This is a genomic window from Spirosoma flavus (assembly GCF_054778555.1).
Window position 1 is genome coordinate 166,680 of sequence record NZ_BAAGZL010000003.1, and the last position, 18,070, is coordinate 184,749.

The 18,070-nt window shown below is 47.2% G+C and carries 17 protein-coding genes; 7 read left to right on the plus strand and 10 right to left on the minus strand.

Translation table 11 applies throughout. The features are described from left to right. From ade to ACYVF1_RS17315, 3 genes are all read left to right on the plus strand, one after another. Window positions 1-1,713, plus strand: coding sequence for an adenine deaminase (gene ade / locus ACYVF1_RS17305; protein ID WP_461081055.1), 1,713 nt, complete (start codon window positions 1-3; stop codon window positions 1,711-1,713). Between the two features lie 103 nt (window positions 1,714-1,816). After that, window positions 1,817-2,416 carry an RNA polymerase sigma factor gene (locus ACYVF1_RS17310; protein ID WP_190885223.1) on the plus strand — a complete coding sequence of 200 codons (600 nt, stop codon included), beginning with the start codon at window positions 1,817-1,819 and terminating at the stop codon, window positions 2,414-2,416. A 143-nt stretch (window positions 2,417-2,559) separates the two neighbouring features. Continuing rightward, window positions 2,560-3,831, plus strand: a complete 1,272-nt coding sequence (locus tag ACYVF1_RS17315) for a replication-associated recombination protein A (protein WP_461081057.1) — start codon at window positions 2,560-2,562, stop codon at window positions 3,829-3,831. A 73-nt stretch (window positions 3,832-3,904) separates the two neighbouring features. On the opposite strand, the gene ACYVF1_RS17320 is transcribed toward ACYVF1_RS17315, so the two are convergent. From ACYVF1_RS17320 to argG, 4 genes are all read right to left on the minus strand, one after another. Then, window positions 3,905-4,408, minus strand: coding sequence for a GNAT family N-acetyltransferase (locus tag ACYVF1_RS17320; protein WP_461081059.1), 504 nt, complete (start codon window positions 4,406-4,408; stop codon window positions 3,905-3,907). Between the two features lie 74 nt (window positions 4,409-4,482). Next, window positions 4,483-5,466: an N-acetyl-gamma-glutamyl-phosphate reductase gene (gene argC, locus ACYVF1_RS17325; RefSeq protein ID WP_461081060.1), complete on the minus strand. Its 984-nt coding sequence runs from the start codon at window positions 5,464-5,466 to the stop codon at window positions 4,483-4,485. Between the two features lie 105 nt (window positions 5,467-5,571). Further along, window positions 5,572-6,768, minus strand: a complete 1,197-nt coding sequence (locus ACYVF1_RS17330; protein ID WP_461081062.1) for a glycosyltransferase family 9 protein — start codon at window positions 6,766-6,768, stop codon at window positions 5,572-5,574. Then, complete coding sequence (argG, locus tag ACYVF1_RS17335) at window positions 6,765-7,955, minus strand: argininosuccinate synthase (protein WP_461081064.1); 1,191 nt, start codon at window positions 7,953-7,955, stop codon at window positions 6,765-6,767. The genes ACYVF1_RS17330 and argG overlap by 4 nt, the downstream gene beginning before the upstream one ends. 313 nt (window positions 7,956-8,268) lie before the next feature. On the opposite strand from argG, the gene ACYVF1_RS17340 reads away from it, so the two are divergent. Further along, window positions 8,269-8,778: a VOC family protein gene (locus ACYVF1_RS17340; protein WP_461081066.1), complete on the plus strand. Its 510-nt coding sequence runs from the start codon at window positions 8,269-8,271 to the stop codon at window positions 8,776-8,778. 221 nt (window positions 8,779-8,999) lie between these two features. Here ACYVF1_RS17340 and ACYVF1_RS17345 read toward each other — a convergent pair whose 3' ends face one another. From ACYVF1_RS17345 to ACYVF1_RS17355, 3 genes are all read right to left on the minus strand, one after another. Then, window positions 9,000-10,388, minus strand: a complete 1,389-nt coding sequence (locus ACYVF1_RS17345) for a DUF4932 domain-containing protein (RefSeq protein ID WP_461081068.1) — start codon at window positions 10,386-10,388, stop codon at window positions 9,000-9,002. A 100-nt stretch (window positions 10,389-10,488) separates the two neighbouring features. Further along, window positions 10,489-11,067 carry a hypothetical protein gene (locus ACYVF1_RS17350; protein ID WP_461081070.1) on the minus strand — a complete coding sequence of 193 codons (579 nt, stop codon included), beginning with the start codon at window positions 11,065-11,067 and terminating at the stop codon, window positions 10,489-10,491. A gap of 10 nt (window positions 11,068-11,077) precedes the next feature. Further along, window positions 11,078-11,956: a diacylglycerol/lipid kinase family protein gene (locus ACYVF1_RS17355; protein WP_461081072.1), complete on the minus strand. Its 879-nt coding sequence runs from the start codon at window positions 11,954-11,956 to the stop codon at window positions 11,078-11,080. Window positions 11,957-12,224: 268 nt separating this feature from the next. Here ACYVF1_RS17355 and ACYVF1_RS17360 point away from each other — a divergent pair, with 268 nt between their 5' ends. Continuing rightward, a complete protein-coding gene (locus ACYVF1_RS17360; RefSeq protein ID WP_461081074.1) occupies window positions 12,225-12,677 on the plus strand; it encodes a YybH family protein in 453 nt (150 codons plus the stop codon). Between the two features lie 87 nt (window positions 12,678-12,764). Here the strand turns inward: ACYVF1_RS17360 and ACYVF1_RS17365 are convergent, their stop codons facing one another. Next, entirely contained in the window at window positions 12,765-14,006 is a 1,242-nt protein-coding gene (locus tag ACYVF1_RS17365) for an acyltransferase family protein (protein ID WP_461081076.1), read from the minus strand. Window positions 14,007-14,129: 123 nt separating this feature from the next. On the opposite strand from ACYVF1_RS17365, the gene ACYVF1_RS17370 reads away from it, so the two are divergent. Then, a complete protein-coding gene (locus ACYVF1_RS17370) occupies window positions 14,130-14,537 on the plus strand; it encodes a MaoC family dehydratase (RefSeq protein ID WP_461081078.1) in 408 nt (135 codons plus the stop codon). Between the two features lie 106 nt (window positions 14,538-14,643). Here ACYVF1_RS17370 and ACYVF1_RS17375 read toward each other — a convergent pair whose 3' ends face one another. Both ACYVF1_RS17375 and ACYVF1_RS17380 read right to left on the minus strand, forming a co-directional pair. Further along, entirely contained in the window at window positions 14,644-14,826 is a 183-nt protein-coding gene (locus tag ACYVF1_RS17375) for a histone H1 (protein WP_461081080.1), read from the minus strand. 145 nt (window positions 14,827-14,971) lie between these two features. Beyond that, window positions 14,972-16,276 (minus strand): aminotransferase class I/II-fold pyridoxal phosphate-dependent enzyme, encoded by a 1,305-nt coding sequence (locus tag ACYVF1_RS17380; RefSeq protein ID WP_461082290.1) that lies wholly within the window; start codon window positions 16,274-16,276, stop codon window positions 14,972-14,974. A gap of 251 nt (window positions 16,277-16,527) precedes the next feature. Here ACYVF1_RS17380 and accC point away from each other — a divergent pair, with 251 nt between their 5' ends. Then, window positions 16,528-18,021 (plus strand): acetyl-CoA carboxylase biotin carboxylase subunit, encoded by a 1,494-nt coding sequence (accC, locus tag ACYVF1_RS17385; RefSeq protein WP_461081082.1) that lies wholly within the window; start codon window positions 16,528-16,530, stop codon window positions 18,019-18,021. Window positions 18,022-18,070 lie beyond the last annotated feature (49 nt).

Consider the following 18,070-nt stretch of genomic DNA (forward strand, 5'->3'; position numbering starts at 1 on the left):
ATGCTTACCGCCAACTTACTCAATCTTTTCGACCATACTATTTTTTACGGTACAATGACCATCGAGAATGGTCGAATTACCCGTATCACGCCACTCGGTCCCGAACGTCCAGACGTTCCTTACGTGCTTCCGGGCTTTGTGGATGCACATGTACATATTGAAAGTTCGCTGCTTACCCCCCCGCAGTTTGCTCGGCTGGCCGTTTTGCACGGAACGGTAGCGACCGTATCGGACCCACACGAAATAGGGAACGTACTGGGTGTAAAGGGCGTAAAATACATGATCGACGAAGCGAAGCGCGTTCCGTTCAAATTCATGTTTGGCGCGCCATCGTGCGTGCCGGCTACTAGGTTCGAAACGGCAGGGGCTACAATAAGCGTAAAAGATGTTCGACAACTGCTTGGCTTAAAGGAGATTGGATATTTGGCCGAGATGATGAATTTTCCGGGCGTTCTGCAGGAAGATTCCGACGTAATGGCCAAAATTGCCCTCGCGAAAGCCTTCAACAAACCCGTCGACGGACACGCTCCCGGCCTGATGGGCGACGATGCCCAGAAATACATCGACGCGGGTATTACCACCGATCATGAATGTTTTACGTATGAAGAAGGGCTCGATAAGGCGCAGCGGGGCATGAATATCCTGATTCGGGAAGGTAGTGCAGCCCGTAATTTCGATGCCTTGATTCCGCTGATCGATGAGTTTCCGTCGCAAATTATGTTCTGCTCCGACGACAAGCACCCTGATACGTTAGCCACCGGACATATTAATCAGTTGGTGATGCGGGCGCTGGGCAAAGGACACTCTCTGTGGAATGTGCTGCGGGCGGCCTGCCTCAATCCGGTGCTTCATTACCGACTACCCGTTGGTTTGCTACGTGAAGGCGACCCTGCTGATTACATTGTCGTGAAAAATTTAAAGGACTTCCGTGTGCAGCAAACCTACATCGATGGCGAGCTTGTTGCCGAAAATGGCCAAACGCATATTCCAGATTTACGTAGCGAACACATCAATCACTTCAATTGTAAGCCAAAAACACCCGCCGATTTTGCCGTTCCCGCTGCCGAAGCAAATGGAGAAGTACTAATGATACGTGTCATTGAAGCCTTAGACGGTCAGTTAATCACAAACGAACTTCAACTCGAAGCATCTGTAGAAAATAACCAAATCGTACCGGACCCGACACGCGACATATTGAAACTGGTGGTCGTCAACCGATACCAGGATGCCCCCCCGGCAGTGGCGTTTATTAAAAATTTCGGTTTGAAACACGGCGCCATCGCTTCATCAGTTGGGCATGATTCTCACAATATTACCGCTGTCGGCTGCGATGATGAGAGCATCTGCCAGGCTGTAAATCTGATTATTGAGGCCAAAGGAGGCCTGTCGGCGGTTGCGGGCAAGGCTGCTGATGAACAAGCCACCGACGTAATGAGCCGCCGGGAGTTTTTGCACATCACCACCGCACCCGAAACGCAGTTATTGTCGCTACCAGTTGCCGGACTGATGACCGACAATGACGGTTTCGACGTAGCCGGCGAATATGCATCGCTCGATGCATTTGCCAAACAGGAGTTAGGCAGTACGTTATCAGCCCCTTACATGACGCTCTCTTTTATGGCGTTATTGGTCATTCCAAACCTAAAGCTGAGTGACCAGGGGTTATTCGACGGAAAAACGTTTACTTTCTCTCCTCTTCAAATAGTGAAATAACAGTTAAAAAAATTTTTATTTAACTACTTTTTTTAATTCTATTTTTTATCGGTAAGTTTACACACTTCAAGGCTATTCCTAACCTTTACTTTTCCTATCTAGCATGGCTCGCTCTCGTACCCAAACCGGCCCCGACGATGAAACCCTTTGGAATCTTTTTCGCGGTGGTGATGAAAATGCGTTTGCCCGACTCTATCAAAATTATGTTCAAACCCTCTATCATTACTGCGCCCACTTTGCCACCGATCGGGCTCTAATCAAAGATTGCATTCACGACCTGTTTGTCGAACTTTGGAAACACCGTACTACAATTGGTCCTACCACGTCGGTGCGGTTTTACCTGATGGCTTCCATCAAACGGAAATTGGTTCGGCACCTGACCGCCGAACAAAAACTTATTAGTCAGGATGATATGAGTAATGGTCGTCGCGTTGGCGATATGCTTCCCGGAGCCGATCCATCGCACGAAAACCTGATGATTGCTTTTGAAGAAGATACGTTTATAAACGACTGTCTGCATCAGGCACTTGAAAAATTGCCCCGTCGTCAGCGTGAAGCGGTTCATCTTCGCTATTTCCAGAACATGAGCAACGAAGAGATTTCCGCCCTCATGCAAATCAATATTCAATCGGTTTATAACCTGATTTTCGGTGCCATGAGCAACCTCAAGCGTTATGTTACGCTCGAAAATGTGTCGCTCTGACGCTGTCTATTCCTAAACCTGACCAGACCCGGTAGCCTTAACTTAGCTACCGGGTTTTTTGTTTGTAACGCGGACATCTTGTCCGCATGGTTATATCGATACAGCCATGCGGACAAGATGTCCGCGTTACGTAACTTCGCCAAATGAACACAGACTCAACGCCCCTACCCGAGCGGGTTCGTCCCCGCACCCTTAACGATGTTATTGGACAACAAAAACTTATTGGCCCAAATGGTGCGCTACGTCGTGCTGTAAACGCAGGGAGGTTGCCATCCATGATTCTGTGGGGACCGCCCGGCGTCGGTAAAACGACGCTTGCCTTACTCTTGGCGGAAGCCGTCAATCGACCGTTTATTGCTCTGAGCGCGATTAATTCAGGCGTAAAAGAAATTCGGGACGTATTAAGCCGCCCCAGCGGAATGTTTCCGCCCGTTGTATTTATTGACGAGATTCACCGATTCAACAAAAGTCAGCAGGACGCTCTTCTGGGAGCCGTCGAGAAGGGGCAGATTACGTTGATTGGGGCCACCACCGAAAACCCATCATTCGAGGTAAACAGCGCCTTGCTCTCACGCAGCCAGGTATACATTCTGGAAGCTCTCGACCGCACCGAATTGATTCAGGTTGTTGACAGGGCGATTGCGCAGGACAGATTTCTTCAATCGAAAAATATAACGGTTGATTCGTATGATTCGCTGCTACATCTGTCAGGTGGAGATGGACGAAAACTACTCAATTTGCTGGAATTAGTGGCCTCGGCACACGTATCCGCCGATCCATTGGTTATTACCGACGAAATGGTCACTACGGTGGCGCAGCAGAACATTGCCCGGTATGACAAGTCCGGTGAGCAACATTACGATATCATTTCGGCATTCATCAAATCGCTACGTGGTTCTGATCCGAACGCAGCCCTCTACTGGATGGCCCGGATGATTATTGCTGGCGAAGATCCGGTTTTCATCGCCCGACGCATGTTGATTCTGGCTTCGGAAGACATCGGGAATGCTAACCCCACTGCCATGATTATGGCATCCGAAGCCGTACAGGCTATCAAAGCTATCGGTATGCCCGAAGGACGTATCATTTTGAGCCAGGTAGCGGTCTATCTCGCTACATCGCCCAAAAGTAACGCCAGCTACGTTGCCATTAATGAGGCTCTGGCGCTGGCCGAGCAAACGGCTCATCTGCCGGTTCCGCTGCACCTACGTAACGCGCCTACCAAGTTGATGAAGCAAATTGGTTACGGCAAAGATTACCAATACGCTCATTCCCACGAAGGCAATTTTGTCCAGCAAAACTTCCTACCCGATACGTTGAAAGGACACAAACTCTACGATCCCGGCCACAACGCCCGCGAAGCCGAAATCCGCCGAAGCCTGCAAAAGTGGTGGGGAGAGTGGTACGAGTATTAAAGAATGTATGATGTATAAAGTATGGTGTATTTTGTAATATCAGCTTTCTGCATCATGTATCTTACTTCATACATTACATTTCATACTTGAATAAAAGCGTCTCCTTTTTTTCAGGACCGAAGGCAAACGATCCTTCCAGGATCATGCCCAGCTTTTTTAACAATTTGATTGATTGATTATTGCTTGGGTTGGTAATGCCGTAAACGCGGGGCAACTGGAGCGCACTTTTGGCATATTCGATGACGGCCGATGCAGCTTCGTAACCGTATCCATTTGCCATGTAGTCAGGCATTAAGGCAAAGCCAACATCTGGGTAATCCAGCGTTTCCCGCTTGAAAAGCCCAGACATGCCAATTAATTGATTATCTGCTTTATGATGAATCAAGTAAGGCCCATACCCAAGCTCCTCGTAATTTTTTAGTGCACTATTTTGGATGTACGCCTGGGCGTCGTTGAGCGTGCGAATACCTCGATCACCAATGAATTGCAACCAACCGGGCGTATTGAGTAGCTCAATAATAAATGAAGCGTCTTCAAGTGCAAGTTTTCGGATAATTAATCGGTCAGTGGAGATCATAGCCTTGCCACAAACAGGCTCCGGCTGTTTAATAAACGTATTTATTGCAAACAGCCGGAGCCTGTTTGTGCGCTCTAAAATGCTACGGATTTCAATCGGAGACCCGTGTCTTCTGGGAAGCCAAATACCAGATTCAAATTCTGCACGGCCTGCCCCGACGCGCCTTTGGTCAAATTATCAATAACACTGGTAATCAGCAATTGACCATCATGCAATTCGAGATGTAACAGGCATTTATTGGTGTTCACAACCTGTTTTATGTCGATGGACGTATCACTTACGTGAGTGAACGGATGGCCGTCGTAATAACTTTTGTAGAGTTGTTTCGCTTCGTCCAGCGTTCCTGAAAAAGGCGTGTATACGTTTGCCATGATGCCCCGCGTAAAATCGCCCCGGTACGGCACAAAATTGATAGCAGACTTAAATTCAGGTTCAAGTTGCGTTAAACTCTGGCGGATTTCGGCTAAGTGCTGGTGCGTAAACGCTTTATAAATCGATACGTTATTATTCCGCCACGTAAAACCTGTTGTTGGCACCAACGCCTGACCAGCGCCCGTACTTCCCGTAATGGCACTAATTTGTACGTCGCTGGTCAATTTTCCAGCTTTCGCTAATGGCAAGAGCGCCAGTTGAATACTGGTCGCAAAGCAGCCCGGATTGGCGATACGTGTCGCTTCCTGAATACGTTCGCGCTGGAGTTCCGGAAGGCCATACACAAAATCATCGTGTTCGTCGCGAAAGTCAGCACTGAGATCAATTACCATGACATCGTCTGATACGTCGTGGTTAGCCATGAACGTAGCAGATGCCCCGTGACCAGAACAAAGAAAAATAGCGTCCAGCCCTTCCTGAGCTACTAATTCGGCGGTTTCGCCACCTGAAAAAGTTAAATCAGTATCGCCAAGCAAATCAGTATGCGTCGACCAAACGGGCTTTCCCGCCTGACTGTTACTATGCGTAAAAGCGATATTGACAAACGGGTGATTCAGGAGAATACGTAGCAGTTCGCCACCTGTATACCCCGCCCCACCGATAATTCCTACGTTGATTTTATCCATACTTTTCTGAAGTTGTAGAGTTGCAGAGTTATAAAGTTGTAAAGTTTTCATCCGTGCGCAATCAACTTTATAACCCTACAACTCTATAACTTTATAACTTCTCATTTAACCATCCAGACCACGAAACCATTCCATAGCCCGGTCAATCTGTGGTTTCTCAAAAGTCGTTACGTATTCGCTTACGAAGCCAGATCGATCTAGCACCAATTCTCTACTCAGAGCATGATTGTGCAGTACGAGTGTCGGTTGGCTAGCAATCGGGAAAAACTGAATACCCATGCCGTTTTTTTGAAAGGAACAGGTCGGGCAGCCTAAACAGCACAGGTGCATCGGCAACGAATCGAGCGTAAAAGCCGCCTGCGATTGTTCGCTTAAACTGGCAATTTCCTGAAGCGTTAACTTGCCAACGGCTGGCGCTAATCGGTCAGCGGCACCAGGATTATCAGTCAAAACACGCTCATAAACTTGGGTTGTGAAAGCCGTTTGTCCACCAAATACGAGCGGATTATTGCCTTCTGCCAGAAGTTGACTGGCCAGTTCACGCCAGAAGTCAACCGACAGCATCCGCACAGGATTACCCGATTCAGGAAAAATAAGAATAGGTTTTCCGCTCGGAAACGGGCGATCCAACTTTCGCCACAAAGCATCCGGTGTCAATGTTGGGTGCACAAAATAGGGTTGAATCGAACGCAGATCGGCATTGATACCCATCGGCCTGAGCAACTCAAGAATCAGGTCGAAATTATGAACCTCGCCGTCGGGCATAAAAAACTCATGATCAAGCAGTCCGCCAAATCCACGCGTGCCGAAACCAATTTTTTGTTTGACTTTCAGATACGGCAACACAAAGTGCATCGGCGAATCCGAAAACCGGACATCTACCGAGTAATCATATACCGTGTCACGTAGCGTTTGAATGGCCGCTCGACTGGTACGAAAAAACTCACGCCACTTCTGAAATCGGGTCAATGGCCGACGATTCGTAGTGACGTGATTCAGGTGTACCACCCGCCGGATGTACGGGTTATTTTTCCAGATCGGATCACACCAGGAGCCCGCCAATACGTCGATTTGCGCCATTGGGAACTGCTGCCGAATTAGCGGAAACGCATATGACAAAATCAACGCATCGCCCAAATGTCCCGATGTCATCAGCAGAATTTCCGGTGCTACGTTGTTAACAGCACTGTATTGCCGACGGCTGTAGCCTCCCCGCGCATACTGATCGACTGCTACGTCCAGTAAGCGCAGGGGGTAAGCAACACTCCGTGGAGCGCAGTATTTTCGCGATTTACCAATCACTGATTGTTAATTTTCTCGTAAATCATGACCTGATTCGACGCCACTTTTGAGAAGCCGCGTACATCGTCGCCTGTCCAGGCGTTGTTCATTTCTCCATACGAGCCAAATTTCGACGACATCAGATCGTGTTCCGATTCAATACCAAGCACCTGGAACCGATGTGGAGCCAGCAATACGTGCACTTTACCCGTTACGTGTGCCTGCGTATCAGCCAGGAATGTTTCGATATTACGCATCACCGGGTCCATAAATTGCCCTTCGTGAAGCATGGTGCCGTACCAGTTCGCTAATTGCTCTTTCCAGTACAATTGCCACTTGCCCAGTACGTGTTTTTCGAGCGCGTGGTGACCTTTAATCAGAATCAGCGGTGCCGGTGCTTCAAAACCTACGCGCCCTTTAATACCAATAATGGTGTCGCCCACGTGAATATCGCGACCAATGCCAAACGGCCCTGCTAACTCAGTGATTTTCCGAATGGCATCTACTGGATTGGCAAACTTCTCGTCACCGATTCCTTTGATTTCACCGTGTTGAAACGTCAACGTAATGGTTTCAGGCTCAGTTTTCGTGATTTGCGTTGGCCAGGCCGATTCGGGAAGAAACTGGTCGGAAGTCAGCGTTTCTTTTCCGCCCACCGACGTCCCCCAGAGGCCTTTGTTGATCGAATAAGCCGCTTTGTGCCACTCCTGATCAACGCCTTTCGCTTTCAGGTATTCAATTTCTGCCTCACGTGACAGACGCAAGTCGCGGATGGGTGTAATGATTTCGGCGTCGGGCGCAATGATCCGAAACGCCATGTCGAAACGAACCTGGTCGTTACCAGCGCCCGTACTGCCGTGAGCTATAGCCGACGCGCCAATTTCGCGGGCGTACTCAGCAGCGGCAATAGCCTGGAAGATACGTTCGGCACTGACGCTCAGCGGATACGTATTGTTTTTCAGTACGTTACCAAATACCAGAAACTTCAGACATTGTTGGTAGTAATCATCCGTTTTGGCAATCGTCTTGTGCGATTTAACGCCCAGCGAATACGCCCGTTCTTCAATGGCTTTGAGTTCGTCATCGGAGAAACCGCCCGTATCGACCAGCACCGAGTACACTTCCATGCCCCGGTCTTCAGACAAATATTTAACGCAGAAGGAGGTATCCAGACCCCCACTAAAGGCAAGAACAACTTTTTGAGACATCGGATAAGAGACGCCAAACAACGTAGTGTCTGGCAATCAGTCTAGTTTTGGAGGGGCAAATATCGGTCATCTTCACGAAAAACCCGACGTTACGTAACATCGTTTCGTTTTTTCAAGGAAACAGGTGGATTTATGACATTGGGGTTAGCTATCCATCTCAAGAACGTATTATCTGGCAGATAGAAACTCGCTCAAGTAGCTGAACATTTGCAGAGCTATCGAGTAATACTATTTAAGTTATCTGCTACGTCAATACGTTGAATGTCAGTGGCAATTGACTAAAAACCAAATTGACATCTAAATAGGTATAAACATGACTTCAGAATCTTCACAACAAAAGCAACCACATTATAATACAGTCAATCCGTTTGTACTTGTAAAAGGCGGAGCGGTAAAATTTATTGAATTTGTGGAAAGCGTTTTTTCAGCTAAAGAAAATAAATCAATACGTACACCGGATAAAGATGGCTCGCTTATACACGCAGAAATTCAAATTGGAGACGCTATGATTTTACTGGCAGACTCGAAAGAAGACTGGCCATTTACGCCCGCTTTTTTACAAGTTTATGTAGATAATGCGCAGGAAACATTAGATAGGGCCGAGCAAGCTGGTGGCACAATTGTTACAAAAGTCAGTCCATTTTATAATGGTCTTAATTTAGCCAGATTTAAAGACCCGTTTGGAAATATTTGGTGGTTGTATGAGAGAATTAAGGAGAGTGAACAAGCTAAAAATGAAGCCAATACGGACTGGCATAATTCAAAACCCAGCGACATATACAGCACATTAATGGAGGCTATGAAAAGCCTAAAAACGCACTAATTTCTGCTTATTCTATTTTCTCATTTCTTAATTCAATACGTTCGGAAGCCGGATCAAAGCGCCATTGTTCGCTGTAAATCGATTCATATAAAATTTTTCACCCGAATATCACCGCACCTGACGGCTTGGCTTCATCCTGCCAATGTACTATGGTCAAACTCTCGTTTTTATCCTATTCAACACATTTTATAAGTTAAGCCAGCAAATCGATCTTCCCTTGATTAGACATCCTCTGCCCATTTCAATATGGCCGGAAATAAATCTGAGACAGTTTGCCCTGGTTTTCTGCTGTCGTAAAGTCGTTGCAGTTCGTTCAGAAAGGATTCAAAACGATAAAATCCGCGTTGTTCCCCATTAAGTCTGACGCGACGTTGACGAACTAACTGGTATACGTCAGGTGGGTATTGGTCTTTAATGTAAAGCACGTGCACAGCATGGGTCATGTACTCGTTAAATACCTCATAAGCCCCTCCGTAATGATCGGTATCCCCTTTTTTTGTCCACTTATCACGATTACTAAACACTTCATTAATAGCCTGTAAATGCTTGTCGCTGACAGGGTTAACAAAATTGTGGTCAATTTCTGTAAAGACTACACCCGAATAAATGCCTTCAATTTGTGGCTCGGTATACTGGCTCCGATTGAATCCTTTGGCATCACATATAAACATCAGGCTTTCCCGATAGCCCTGATCGGTAAACTTCTGAGCGGAATGAGAGCCATTGATAAGTGGCGAAAATACGACCCGCATACCATCATAGCGTATACCCGGAAACTGAGCCTCTAACCAGAATTGCATGCGTTTAACCGGCAACAATCGTGTCACATCAGCAATGTCGTCTTTGTAAAACGTTTGATTATTACTGTAGAACCTGCGAAACCCTGACTTCCGAACGAAGTCGGCCCACTGGTCAGGATATTGAGCCATATCGTTAAGCCTTGGCCAGATTGCCTTGTATACTCCCCGATTAACTGGGAAATTGTCTTTACTCAATTCCATGGCGTAGGCATTTTCACGAACACCATAATAAAAATTGCCGCCATCGCTTTTCAAGCGCTCATTTAACCGCAGAATAAGCGGGTGCTTGACGAATGCTGCGAAGTACTGCTTCACTCGTGAAAAGTAATTTCCCTCTTTTTGAATCATGTTCGCATCGGCCTGACCTGCTTCAGTCAATGCCATCGCCACATTAGCGAGTTCGTATGCTTCAGGAATTTCGTACGTAACCGTTCCTCGAAATCGACGTTGATAAGACTCTGGAAAATGAGCCGACAAATCGCCAAAAAAGTTAACCTGAATGTATTTCGTCGTAATACCGTCAGTTAGCGCAATACGCTGAGCCACTAATTTACCATCGTTATGCCCAACTGTGATACGTTGGTTACCGGTCGCAAATACCCATGAACATAGCTTACCCTCATACTTTTGAGGAGAATTGTAATTGTCCACAGAATCCATCTTCGAGAAGCGAATCACCTCTGTGGAATTGGTAGCGTTAAACTCCCACCGGACCGTATCGCCCTGAACGCGAAGCGTATGTGTAGTTGGTACCTGACCAGAAGCAACGTAGGAAAGAATAGTGAGTAGAGCGAGTAAACTAATTTTCATGAACTTTTGGGGCAATTTGCTTTCTACTATTTCCAGTTACTGTGTGTCAACGTTTTAGACGACTTTACTTAATCAGTAGGCTGGTTAATCAAACTTACCATTAATTCACCTTCTCATTTCTCAATTCAATTCGTTCAGTAGCAGGATCAAAGCGCCATTGTTCGCCGTAAATTGATTCATATAAAACGTTCACTCGAATATCTCCTGCTCCAATGGCTTCATCCATCCAGCGTGCTACGTATTTATGGTCGATATTACAAAGCACAACAGTTTGCCCAGGAGCAATTACACGCTTAGGCCAGAGATCGCTTTTTGTCACGGTATAATCTTCTACGTCTTCGGGTTTAATTTCTTTCGCTGCTAACTTGTCCTCGACAATAACCCTGGCAATATCGCGCAGATTTTTATACTCCTTCTTTTTATAGGTAATTAACGTTCGTTGGATAATGGCTGGTCCTACACCATTGTTGATGAACACATATTCTAAATGAAAAGAATTATTACTATCGTCTTCATTCAGATAACTATCCATTATCGGCATGACCGACGCATATTGCTGCGTCCGTTGCAAATATGCCTGGTAGAACGTAATACCAATGGCGCAAAAGCTGGACACAACCGCCAGAATACTCAGATACGTATCGAGCGAAACAACAACTTTACGTTTAGCAGCAGGCATATTGATAGACTTATAACAATACGAGTAAACTTCCCGGCAATATACGTATCTCAGCTTTCCCAGAGGGTAAAATCAACGGTTCACCATCCGCGTGGATCAACAACGGACCATCTACCTCAACTGTCGATTTGGTGATGGAATGCCCGCGCCAATACGTTGATCTATTCAGAGATTTGTTGAACAGTTGCCAGGTAAGCATACCCGCAGCCTGAGTCGGAAAGGGCCTGACTTCGCATTGCTCGAGTTTCCCATCAGAAATATTGGCGGTAGGAGCCATCCAGGCATTGTTACCAAACTGCCCTGCATTGGCGAATGTCATCGAAAACAGTTCTTTTTCCTGCCCTGCTACGTTAAATCGTTGGGGCTTGTAACCCCAGAACGAACGAAAGGCGGTACGTATATACGTAGGCAAACCCCGTACTGGCTCCTTCGCAAACTCATGGGCTACGTAAGCTTCAAAGCCCATTCCGGCCGTACAGAAAAATGGATATTCGTTGATTTCGCCACTGTCAATAATGACGGGCCGACCTTTCAGTGCCCGTTCGATTGCCTGCATTGGTTTAAGCGGAATACCTAAATGCCGGGCCAGTCCATTGCCCGATCCAATAGGAACAATACCCAACGACGTAGCAGACTTTCGTAAGCCAGTTGCAGTTTCGTTGATCGTACCATCGCCACCGATGGCAATAACTCGATTAACGCCCTGCGCTACCGCCTGACTCGCAATTTCGGTAGCGTGTCCGGGATGCGTTGTTTGTACTACGTCGGGGTTAAAGCCGAACGCATCGGCCTGTCGCAGAAAAGCATCGCGTAGTAACGCTTTCTGCTCGGCCGACGTAGTACCGGAATTGGGGTTGATAATGGCCAGAACAGATGAACGATTCGCCACGTGCTGAGATAAATTTCCCTTGAATCAGGAGAAGAAAATGAACAGAAAGATGATGAAGACGACGATAAAGACGTAGTACCAGCCATCCGAAAAAATATACGGCTTGTACTCATTGTAAAATTTCTGAATCTTATTCATAAATCGTCTGTCAGCAATTTGGCTGTAAAGATAAGACGTATCGAAGTAACATCTGTTTTCAGAAATCCTGAGATGGGTCAACCCCGGCACGGTTTAATACGTACCTTCGCCTAATTAAAATCCCAAATCCATGAACCGTCTTCTTCTCCTTGCTTTGCTGGGCCTGTTTATTCAACCTGCTTTTGGTCAACAGGCTTCCACTACCGACCCAGCCAACCACGACCGACGAGCTATTCTTGCCATTCTGAAACGGCAAACTCAGGATTGGAACGCTGGTAAAGTCGATAAATTTATGGTTGGCTACTGGCCTTCCGATTCGCTCACGTTTATTGGCAAAGCGGGCGTTACGTATGGCTATCAGGCCACGTTGGCCAATTACAAAAAGCGGTATCCTGACCGGGCCTCCATGGGCACCCTCAAATTTGATATTCTGCAACTGGATTTTCATGCACCTAACGTAGCGTATGTCATCGGACGATTCCACCTCACTCGCCCAAAGGTTGGCGACGCTGAGGGGCATTTCACGCTCCTCTGGCGCAAAATCAAAAACCGCTGGGTTATCGTGAGTGACCATTCTAGTTAAAGAGCGAAAGAATGAAAGAGCGAATGGCGAATCTTCTGGACGATTTTTCGCTCATTCGCTCTTTCATTCTTTCGCTCTTTAAATCTTTTACTCTTTCACGCTTTCGCTCTTTCGCTCTTTAAGCTCCGTTGGCTCCTTGGCAGATATACGTTCGCGGAGTTCGGTAGCGGGTTTCTCGAAATATTTGTAGAGCAGCGTGGATAAAAGAAGCACAAGCCCCCAGAATAGACCCACTTTCAGCCAGCCAGTTGCCAGAGACGTAGTAGGAATACGTTCGATGATGTGCTGCATAATAGGCGTTAGGTTGAGCAGATACATCGAATAGGAAATCAGGCTGATATGCGTAATAGCCCGGCTAATCCCAAATCGTGCCCAGCCGCCTTTTGCAGTACGCCAGCCATCCATATAGGGTACCAGCAGCGCCATGCTCAAGCCAATGAACGGGAAATAGAAAGTGCGTTTATAAAATGTGTAAGCGTCGCCAATACCGATCTGATAGTAAAACGAAATAATGAAAATTGAGGCTGAGAAAGCGGCCAGTACTGTCAGCAATAACCCAATTATCAACAAACGACCACGTAGCACCGGATTGGTCCAGGTTGCGGGAAAGTAGTGTTTAGCATAAGCCGCCAGAACGCCGTAGGAAATCGCATCAAGGCGCGTCGTTACAATACCCCGAAACCCTAATTCGCCTTCTGAAATAGGCACCTGAAGCGCCAAAACAAGCCGGTATAAATTAGTGCCGACTATAACGAATAGAATGGTGAAGAAAACGATACGTTGCCGGGGAATCCGATTGACCAGCAGTCGGTGCATTACCCAGAGTAGCAGCGGCAACGTAAGGTACGACCACTCCTCAATAGCTAAACTCCACGTTTCTTCGAAAAAATTGGGAATATACGTAGCGAAATTCTGTACGAAAAGATAATATTTTAGCAATGTACCCTGACTGGGAAGCATGGGTTGAAGACCGCTACGCCAGGCACGTAGCAGAGCCACTACGATTATCCCCGTCAACACCAGATAGTAATTGGGCAAGGTGCGAAACCACCGGCGCGTCCAGAAATTGAGCAGCAGTTGCCCATCGAAAAAGCCTTTTTTCTCGTACGAACGTATCAGAATACCCCCGATTAAGAAGCCACTCAGCACGAAAAACAATTCGACGCCGTCGGGGAGCAGATGATGGATGAACAACCCACTATAATATTCTTTCAGGGCAATGGTCGCATGGGAATCCACTACCATCAGGATAGCGGCTGCCCGCATCACATCTAATCCAAATACGCGCTTCGTAGCCGCCGTATCAAGCGAAAGCAGTTCTTTAACCATAATTGGCTACGAAGATACGTGATGAGTGATGAACGATGCGTGATGAGTTTAATCGAAATCAACGGAAAGTAATTTTATTTGCAGCACATTCATCGCTCATCATATATCGTTTATCACTCGTTTATGGAATTTGGACTTAATGCCGTTCATCGGTACACGTTTCGGTTTTCGCAGGCCGACGTAGCTGCTTTTGCGCAGGTCACTGGCGACAATAATCCGTTGCATCTCGATCCCGACTTTGCAGCTCAGACCCCCTTTAAGCGACCAATCATTCACGGTATGCTGGGAGCCAGCGTATTCACGAAAGTACTAGGCACGGAATTTCCAGGCTATGGTTCGGTATACTTGGGTCAGACGCTGGAGTTCCTGCGGCCCATGTTTGTCGATACTGATTACGAAGCTACGTTCACGGTGCAGTCTATTGACGAAGCCAGGCATACCGCACAAATTCTGGGCGAAGTTCGGGATGTGCAAACCGGCAAAGTGACAACTCGTGGCGTTGCTACGTTGATGCACCGGGAAAAGATATAGCAGTATAAACAAGGCATGTCTTTTCGATACAACATCCCAAAAAGAAAACTCCCCCGCCGAGGTCTTGCCTAGCGAGGGAGTTTTTGTTTTTCAGCCTGATTGTTACTTAAGCTGGTTTGGTGTTCTTGGTATTTTGCACCTCTGAACGAATTTCCTGTGCCAGAGTTTTCAAGTCCTGCATTCCTTTCCGAACGCGGGTACCGGCAGCTTGGTTATTTTTTTCGTAGAATTTCTCGAAATCACCTTCCAGCGACATAACCAAATTTTTTACTTCATCGAATCGTGCCATAGCGATACGTATGGGTTTAAGTTTGTGAAAAATGCCCAAATTCCGCTAAAAACGCGGTTTTCGGCTGAAATTTAGTCATTCTCTCATACAGCGCAATAGCCAAGCCAAAAAAATAGTCGAAAAATGCAACTTTTCTGTAAAAAGTCTATTCAGCGGATGCTTCGGCAGACACTTCCAGCGTTTTTGGGGCTGAAAAGGCCATATTTTGCTTGTAGTAACCTTTTGACAGTCTATCGCCTACTAAAGAGAAAGCATTGAGCGTATATTCCACATCCTCAAGCGTATGCGCAGCCGTTGGAATGATACGTAGCATAATGGTCCCTTTTGGCACAACAGGGTACACTACAATGGAACAGAACACACCCATATTTTCCCGTAAGTCCTTAGTCAACGTAGCAACTTCAGCTACACCACCATCCAGATTATGCAGGAATACTGGTGTTACCGGCGACTGCGTATCGCCAATATCAAAGCCACGTTCCCGCAAACCACTCTGCAATGCACGCACATTTTCCCACAGCTTATCGCGGAAAGTCGACGAGTTGCGAATCATTTCGAGCCGTTTCAGACCGCCCACTACGTAGGGCATTGGTAGGGCTTTCGCGTACGTCTGCGACCGCATATTATACTTTAGGTACATAATAATGTCGTGGTCGGCGGCAATGAAGGCACCAATCGCAGCCATTGACTTAGCGAAGGTCGAGAAATACAAATCGATTCCGTTCTGGCAGCCAAGCATTTCGCCTACACCAGCGCCCGTATCGCCCATCGTACCAAAGCCGTGCGCATCATCAACCAGCAACCGGAATTCGTACTTTTCTTTCAGCGCAACAATCTTGTCGAGGCTACCTACTTTACCCGACATCCCGAATACGCCTTCGGTAATCACCAAAATACTACCACCTTTTTCGGCGGCAAGTTTGGTGGCTCGTTGCAGATTCTTTTCGAGACTAGGAATATCGTTATGGTTGAATTTGTAATATTCACCCATCTTGGCTTTATGAAGCCGGATACCATCGATAAGGCAGGCGTGGCACTCTGCATCGTACACAATTACATCGCGATGGTCAACCACCGCTTCAATGGCCGACATAACGCCCTGATAGCCGTAGTTTAGCAGAAATGCATCTTCTTTACCTACAAACTCGGCCAGTTCTTTCTCAAACTGCTCATGCAGGTCGCTATTTCCCGACATCATACGGGCACCCATCGGATAGGCTAAACCCCACTGTTCAGCAGCTTCCGCATCTGCTTTCCGGATTTCAGGGTGATTCGCCAGACCCAGGTAATTATTCAGACTCCAGTTCAGCACTTCTTTCCCCCGGAAACGCATACGCGGACCTAGTTCGCCTTCTAGTTTTGGGAACGCGAAATAATGGTGTCCGTTAAAATCACGCGCTGGCGAACCGATAGGTCCTAAGTTGTTACGTAGTTTCTCAAATAAATCCACTTTATACTGGTGTTTATCAGGCAAAAGCCTTGTTTGTTTATAAGGTAAGTGCAAAAATACGGTTATCTTTTGGTAGCGCAAAGGCTACCTCTAAAATTCAATTCGATAATCATTTTGTATTATTGACTGTCAATTGTCATACTATTGGTAATAGACAGCCATTTATTGTTATTAATACAATGAATACGATTTGGTAGTAAGGGCTATCCAACATCAATAATTGACTAAATCTGACTTTGAATAGCCAGCTGATGACTATAAAGAAACTCCTAATTGCCAATCGGGGCGAAATTGCCTTGCGTATCATGCGTACCGCCCGTGAGATGGGCATACGTACCGTTGCTATTTATTCCGAAGCCGACCGCCACGCGCTCCACGTTCGCTACGCCGACGAAGCCGTTTGTGTAGGGCCAGCTCCTTCGTCGGAATCCTACCTAAAAGCCGACGTTATCATCGATATATGCCGAAAACTTAACGTCGATGCCATTCATCCCGGCTACGGGTTTCTGTCTGAAAATGCCAATTTCGCCCAACAGGTACGTGATGCCGGACTGGTTTTCGTCGGCCCCTCGCCCGAAAGTATTGAAGTTATGGGCAGCAAACTGGCGGCTAAAGCTGCGGTTGCCAACTACAACATTCCGATGGTGCCCGGTACGCCTTCTGCTATCACCGATCGGGCCGAAGCCAAAGCGATTTCTGCCCAAATTGGATATCCGATTTTAATAAAAGCCAGCGCCGGTGGCGGTGGTAAAGGCATGCGTATTGTGGAGCAGGAAGCCGATTTCGATGAACAAATGGATCGTGCTGTTAGCGAAGCACTGTCGGCGTTTGGCGATGGGTCGGTATTCATTGAGAAGTACGTAACGTCGCCCCGGCACGTAGAAATTCAGGTTTTGGGCGACCAGCACGGTAACATTATTCACCTGTTTGAGAGAGAATGTTCCATTCAGCGTCGGCATCAGAAAGTCGTGGAAGAAGCACCTTCGGCCATTCTTACGCCCGAAATTCGCGAGGCAATGGGGCGGGCTGCCGTCGACGTAGCACGGGCCTGTGGCTACTACGGCGCCGGAACGGTAGAGTTTATTGTGAACGATAAACTCGATTTTTATTTCCTGGAAATGAACACCCGGCTTCAGGTAGAACACCCCGTTACAGAGCAGATTACGGGCGTCGATCTGGTGAAGCAGATGATTTACATCGCCGAAGGGAAACCGCTTACCATCAAGCAGGAAGATTTACAGATAAAAGGGCACGCGGTTGAAATCCGCGTCTATGCCGAAGATCCGGCCAACAATTTTCTGCCCGACGTCGGTACGCTCGATACGTATGTACGGCCGCAGGGAAACGGTGTCCGGGTCGATGATGGATTCGAACAGGGCATGGCCATCCCGATCTATTACGACCCCATGATTGCCAAGCTCATTACGTATGGCGACAGTCGTGAGGAGGCCATTCAGAAAATGATACGTGCCATAGATGAATACCAGATTTCGGGTGTCCAGACTACGCTGGCGTTTTGCCGCTACGTCATGGAGCACGAAGCCTTTCGCTCCGGTCAGTTCGATACGGGTTTTGTCGCTACGTATTTCACGCCCGATAAACTCATCCCGGAAGTCGATGCTGAAGAAACTGAATTAGCAGCTGTGCTGGCAGCTTATCTGCTGGAAACAACTAAACCAAAGTCATTGGGAACAGCTACCAGAACCACTACGTCGAGCAAGTGGAAGGCGAACCGGCTGGGGTAATGTGCTTTTTATGGCGGTGGACATTCAAGCAGAGTGTCCACCGCCATAA

Excerpts from the sequence above, each read along its gene's own strand:
- ACYVF1_RS17360 (WP_461081074.1), top strand. The coding sequence starts at position 12,225 with ATGAACCGTCTTCTTCTCCTTGCTTTGCTGGGCCTGTTTATTCAACCT.
- ACYVF1_RS17320 (WP_461081059.1), bottom strand. The coding sequence starts at position 4,408 with ATGATCTCCACTGACCGATTAATTATCCGAAAACTTGCACTTGAAGAC.
- argG (WP_461081064.1), bottom strand. The coding sequence starts at position 7,955 with ATGTCTCAAAAAGTTGTTCTTGCCTTTAGTGGGGGTCTGGATACCTCC.
- ACYVF1_RS17370 (WP_461081078.1), top strand. The coding sequence starts at position 14,130 with ATGGAATTTGGACTTAATGCCGTTCATCGGTACACGTTTCGGTTTTCG.
- argC (WP_461081060.1), bottom strand. The coding sequence starts at position 5,466 with ATGGATAAAATCAACGTAGGAATTATCGGTGGGGCGGGGTATACAGGT.
- ACYVF1_RS17350 (WP_461081070.1), bottom strand. The coding sequence starts at position 11,067 with ATGCCTGCTGCTAAACGTAAAGTTGTTGTTTCGCTCGATACGTATCTG.
- ACYVF1_RS17315 (WP_461081057.1), top strand. The coding sequence starts at position 2,560 with ATGAACACAGACTCAACGCCCCTACCCGAGCGGGTTCGTCCCCGCACC.
- ade (WP_461081055.1), top strand. The coding sequence starts at position 1 with ATGCTTACCGCCAACTTACTCAATCTTTTCGACCATACTATTTTTTAC.
- ACYVF1_RS17375 (WP_461081080.1), bottom strand. The coding sequence starts at position 14,826 with ATGGCACGATTCGATGAAGTAAAAAATTTGGTTATGTCGCTGGAAGGT.
- ACYVF1_RS17340 (WP_461081066.1), top strand. The coding sequence starts at position 8,269 with ATGACTTCAGAATCTTCACAACAAAAGCAACCACATTATAATACAGTC.
- ACYVF1_RS17345 (WP_461081068.1), bottom strand. The coding sequence starts at position 10,388 with ATGAAAATTAGTTTACTCGCTCTACTCACTATTCTTTCCTACGTTGCT.
- accC (WP_461081082.1), top strand. The coding sequence starts at position 16,528 with ATGACTATAAAGAAACTCCTAATTGCCAATCGGGGCGAAATTGCCTTG.
- ACYVF1_RS17310 (WP_190885223.1), top strand. The coding sequence starts at position 1,817 with ATGGCTCGCTCTCGTACCCAAACCGGCCCCGACGATGAAACCCTTTGG.
- ACYVF1_RS17365 (WP_461081076.1), bottom strand. The coding sequence starts at position 14,006 with ATGGTTAAAGAACTGCTTTCGCTTGATACGGCGGCTACGAAGCGCGTA.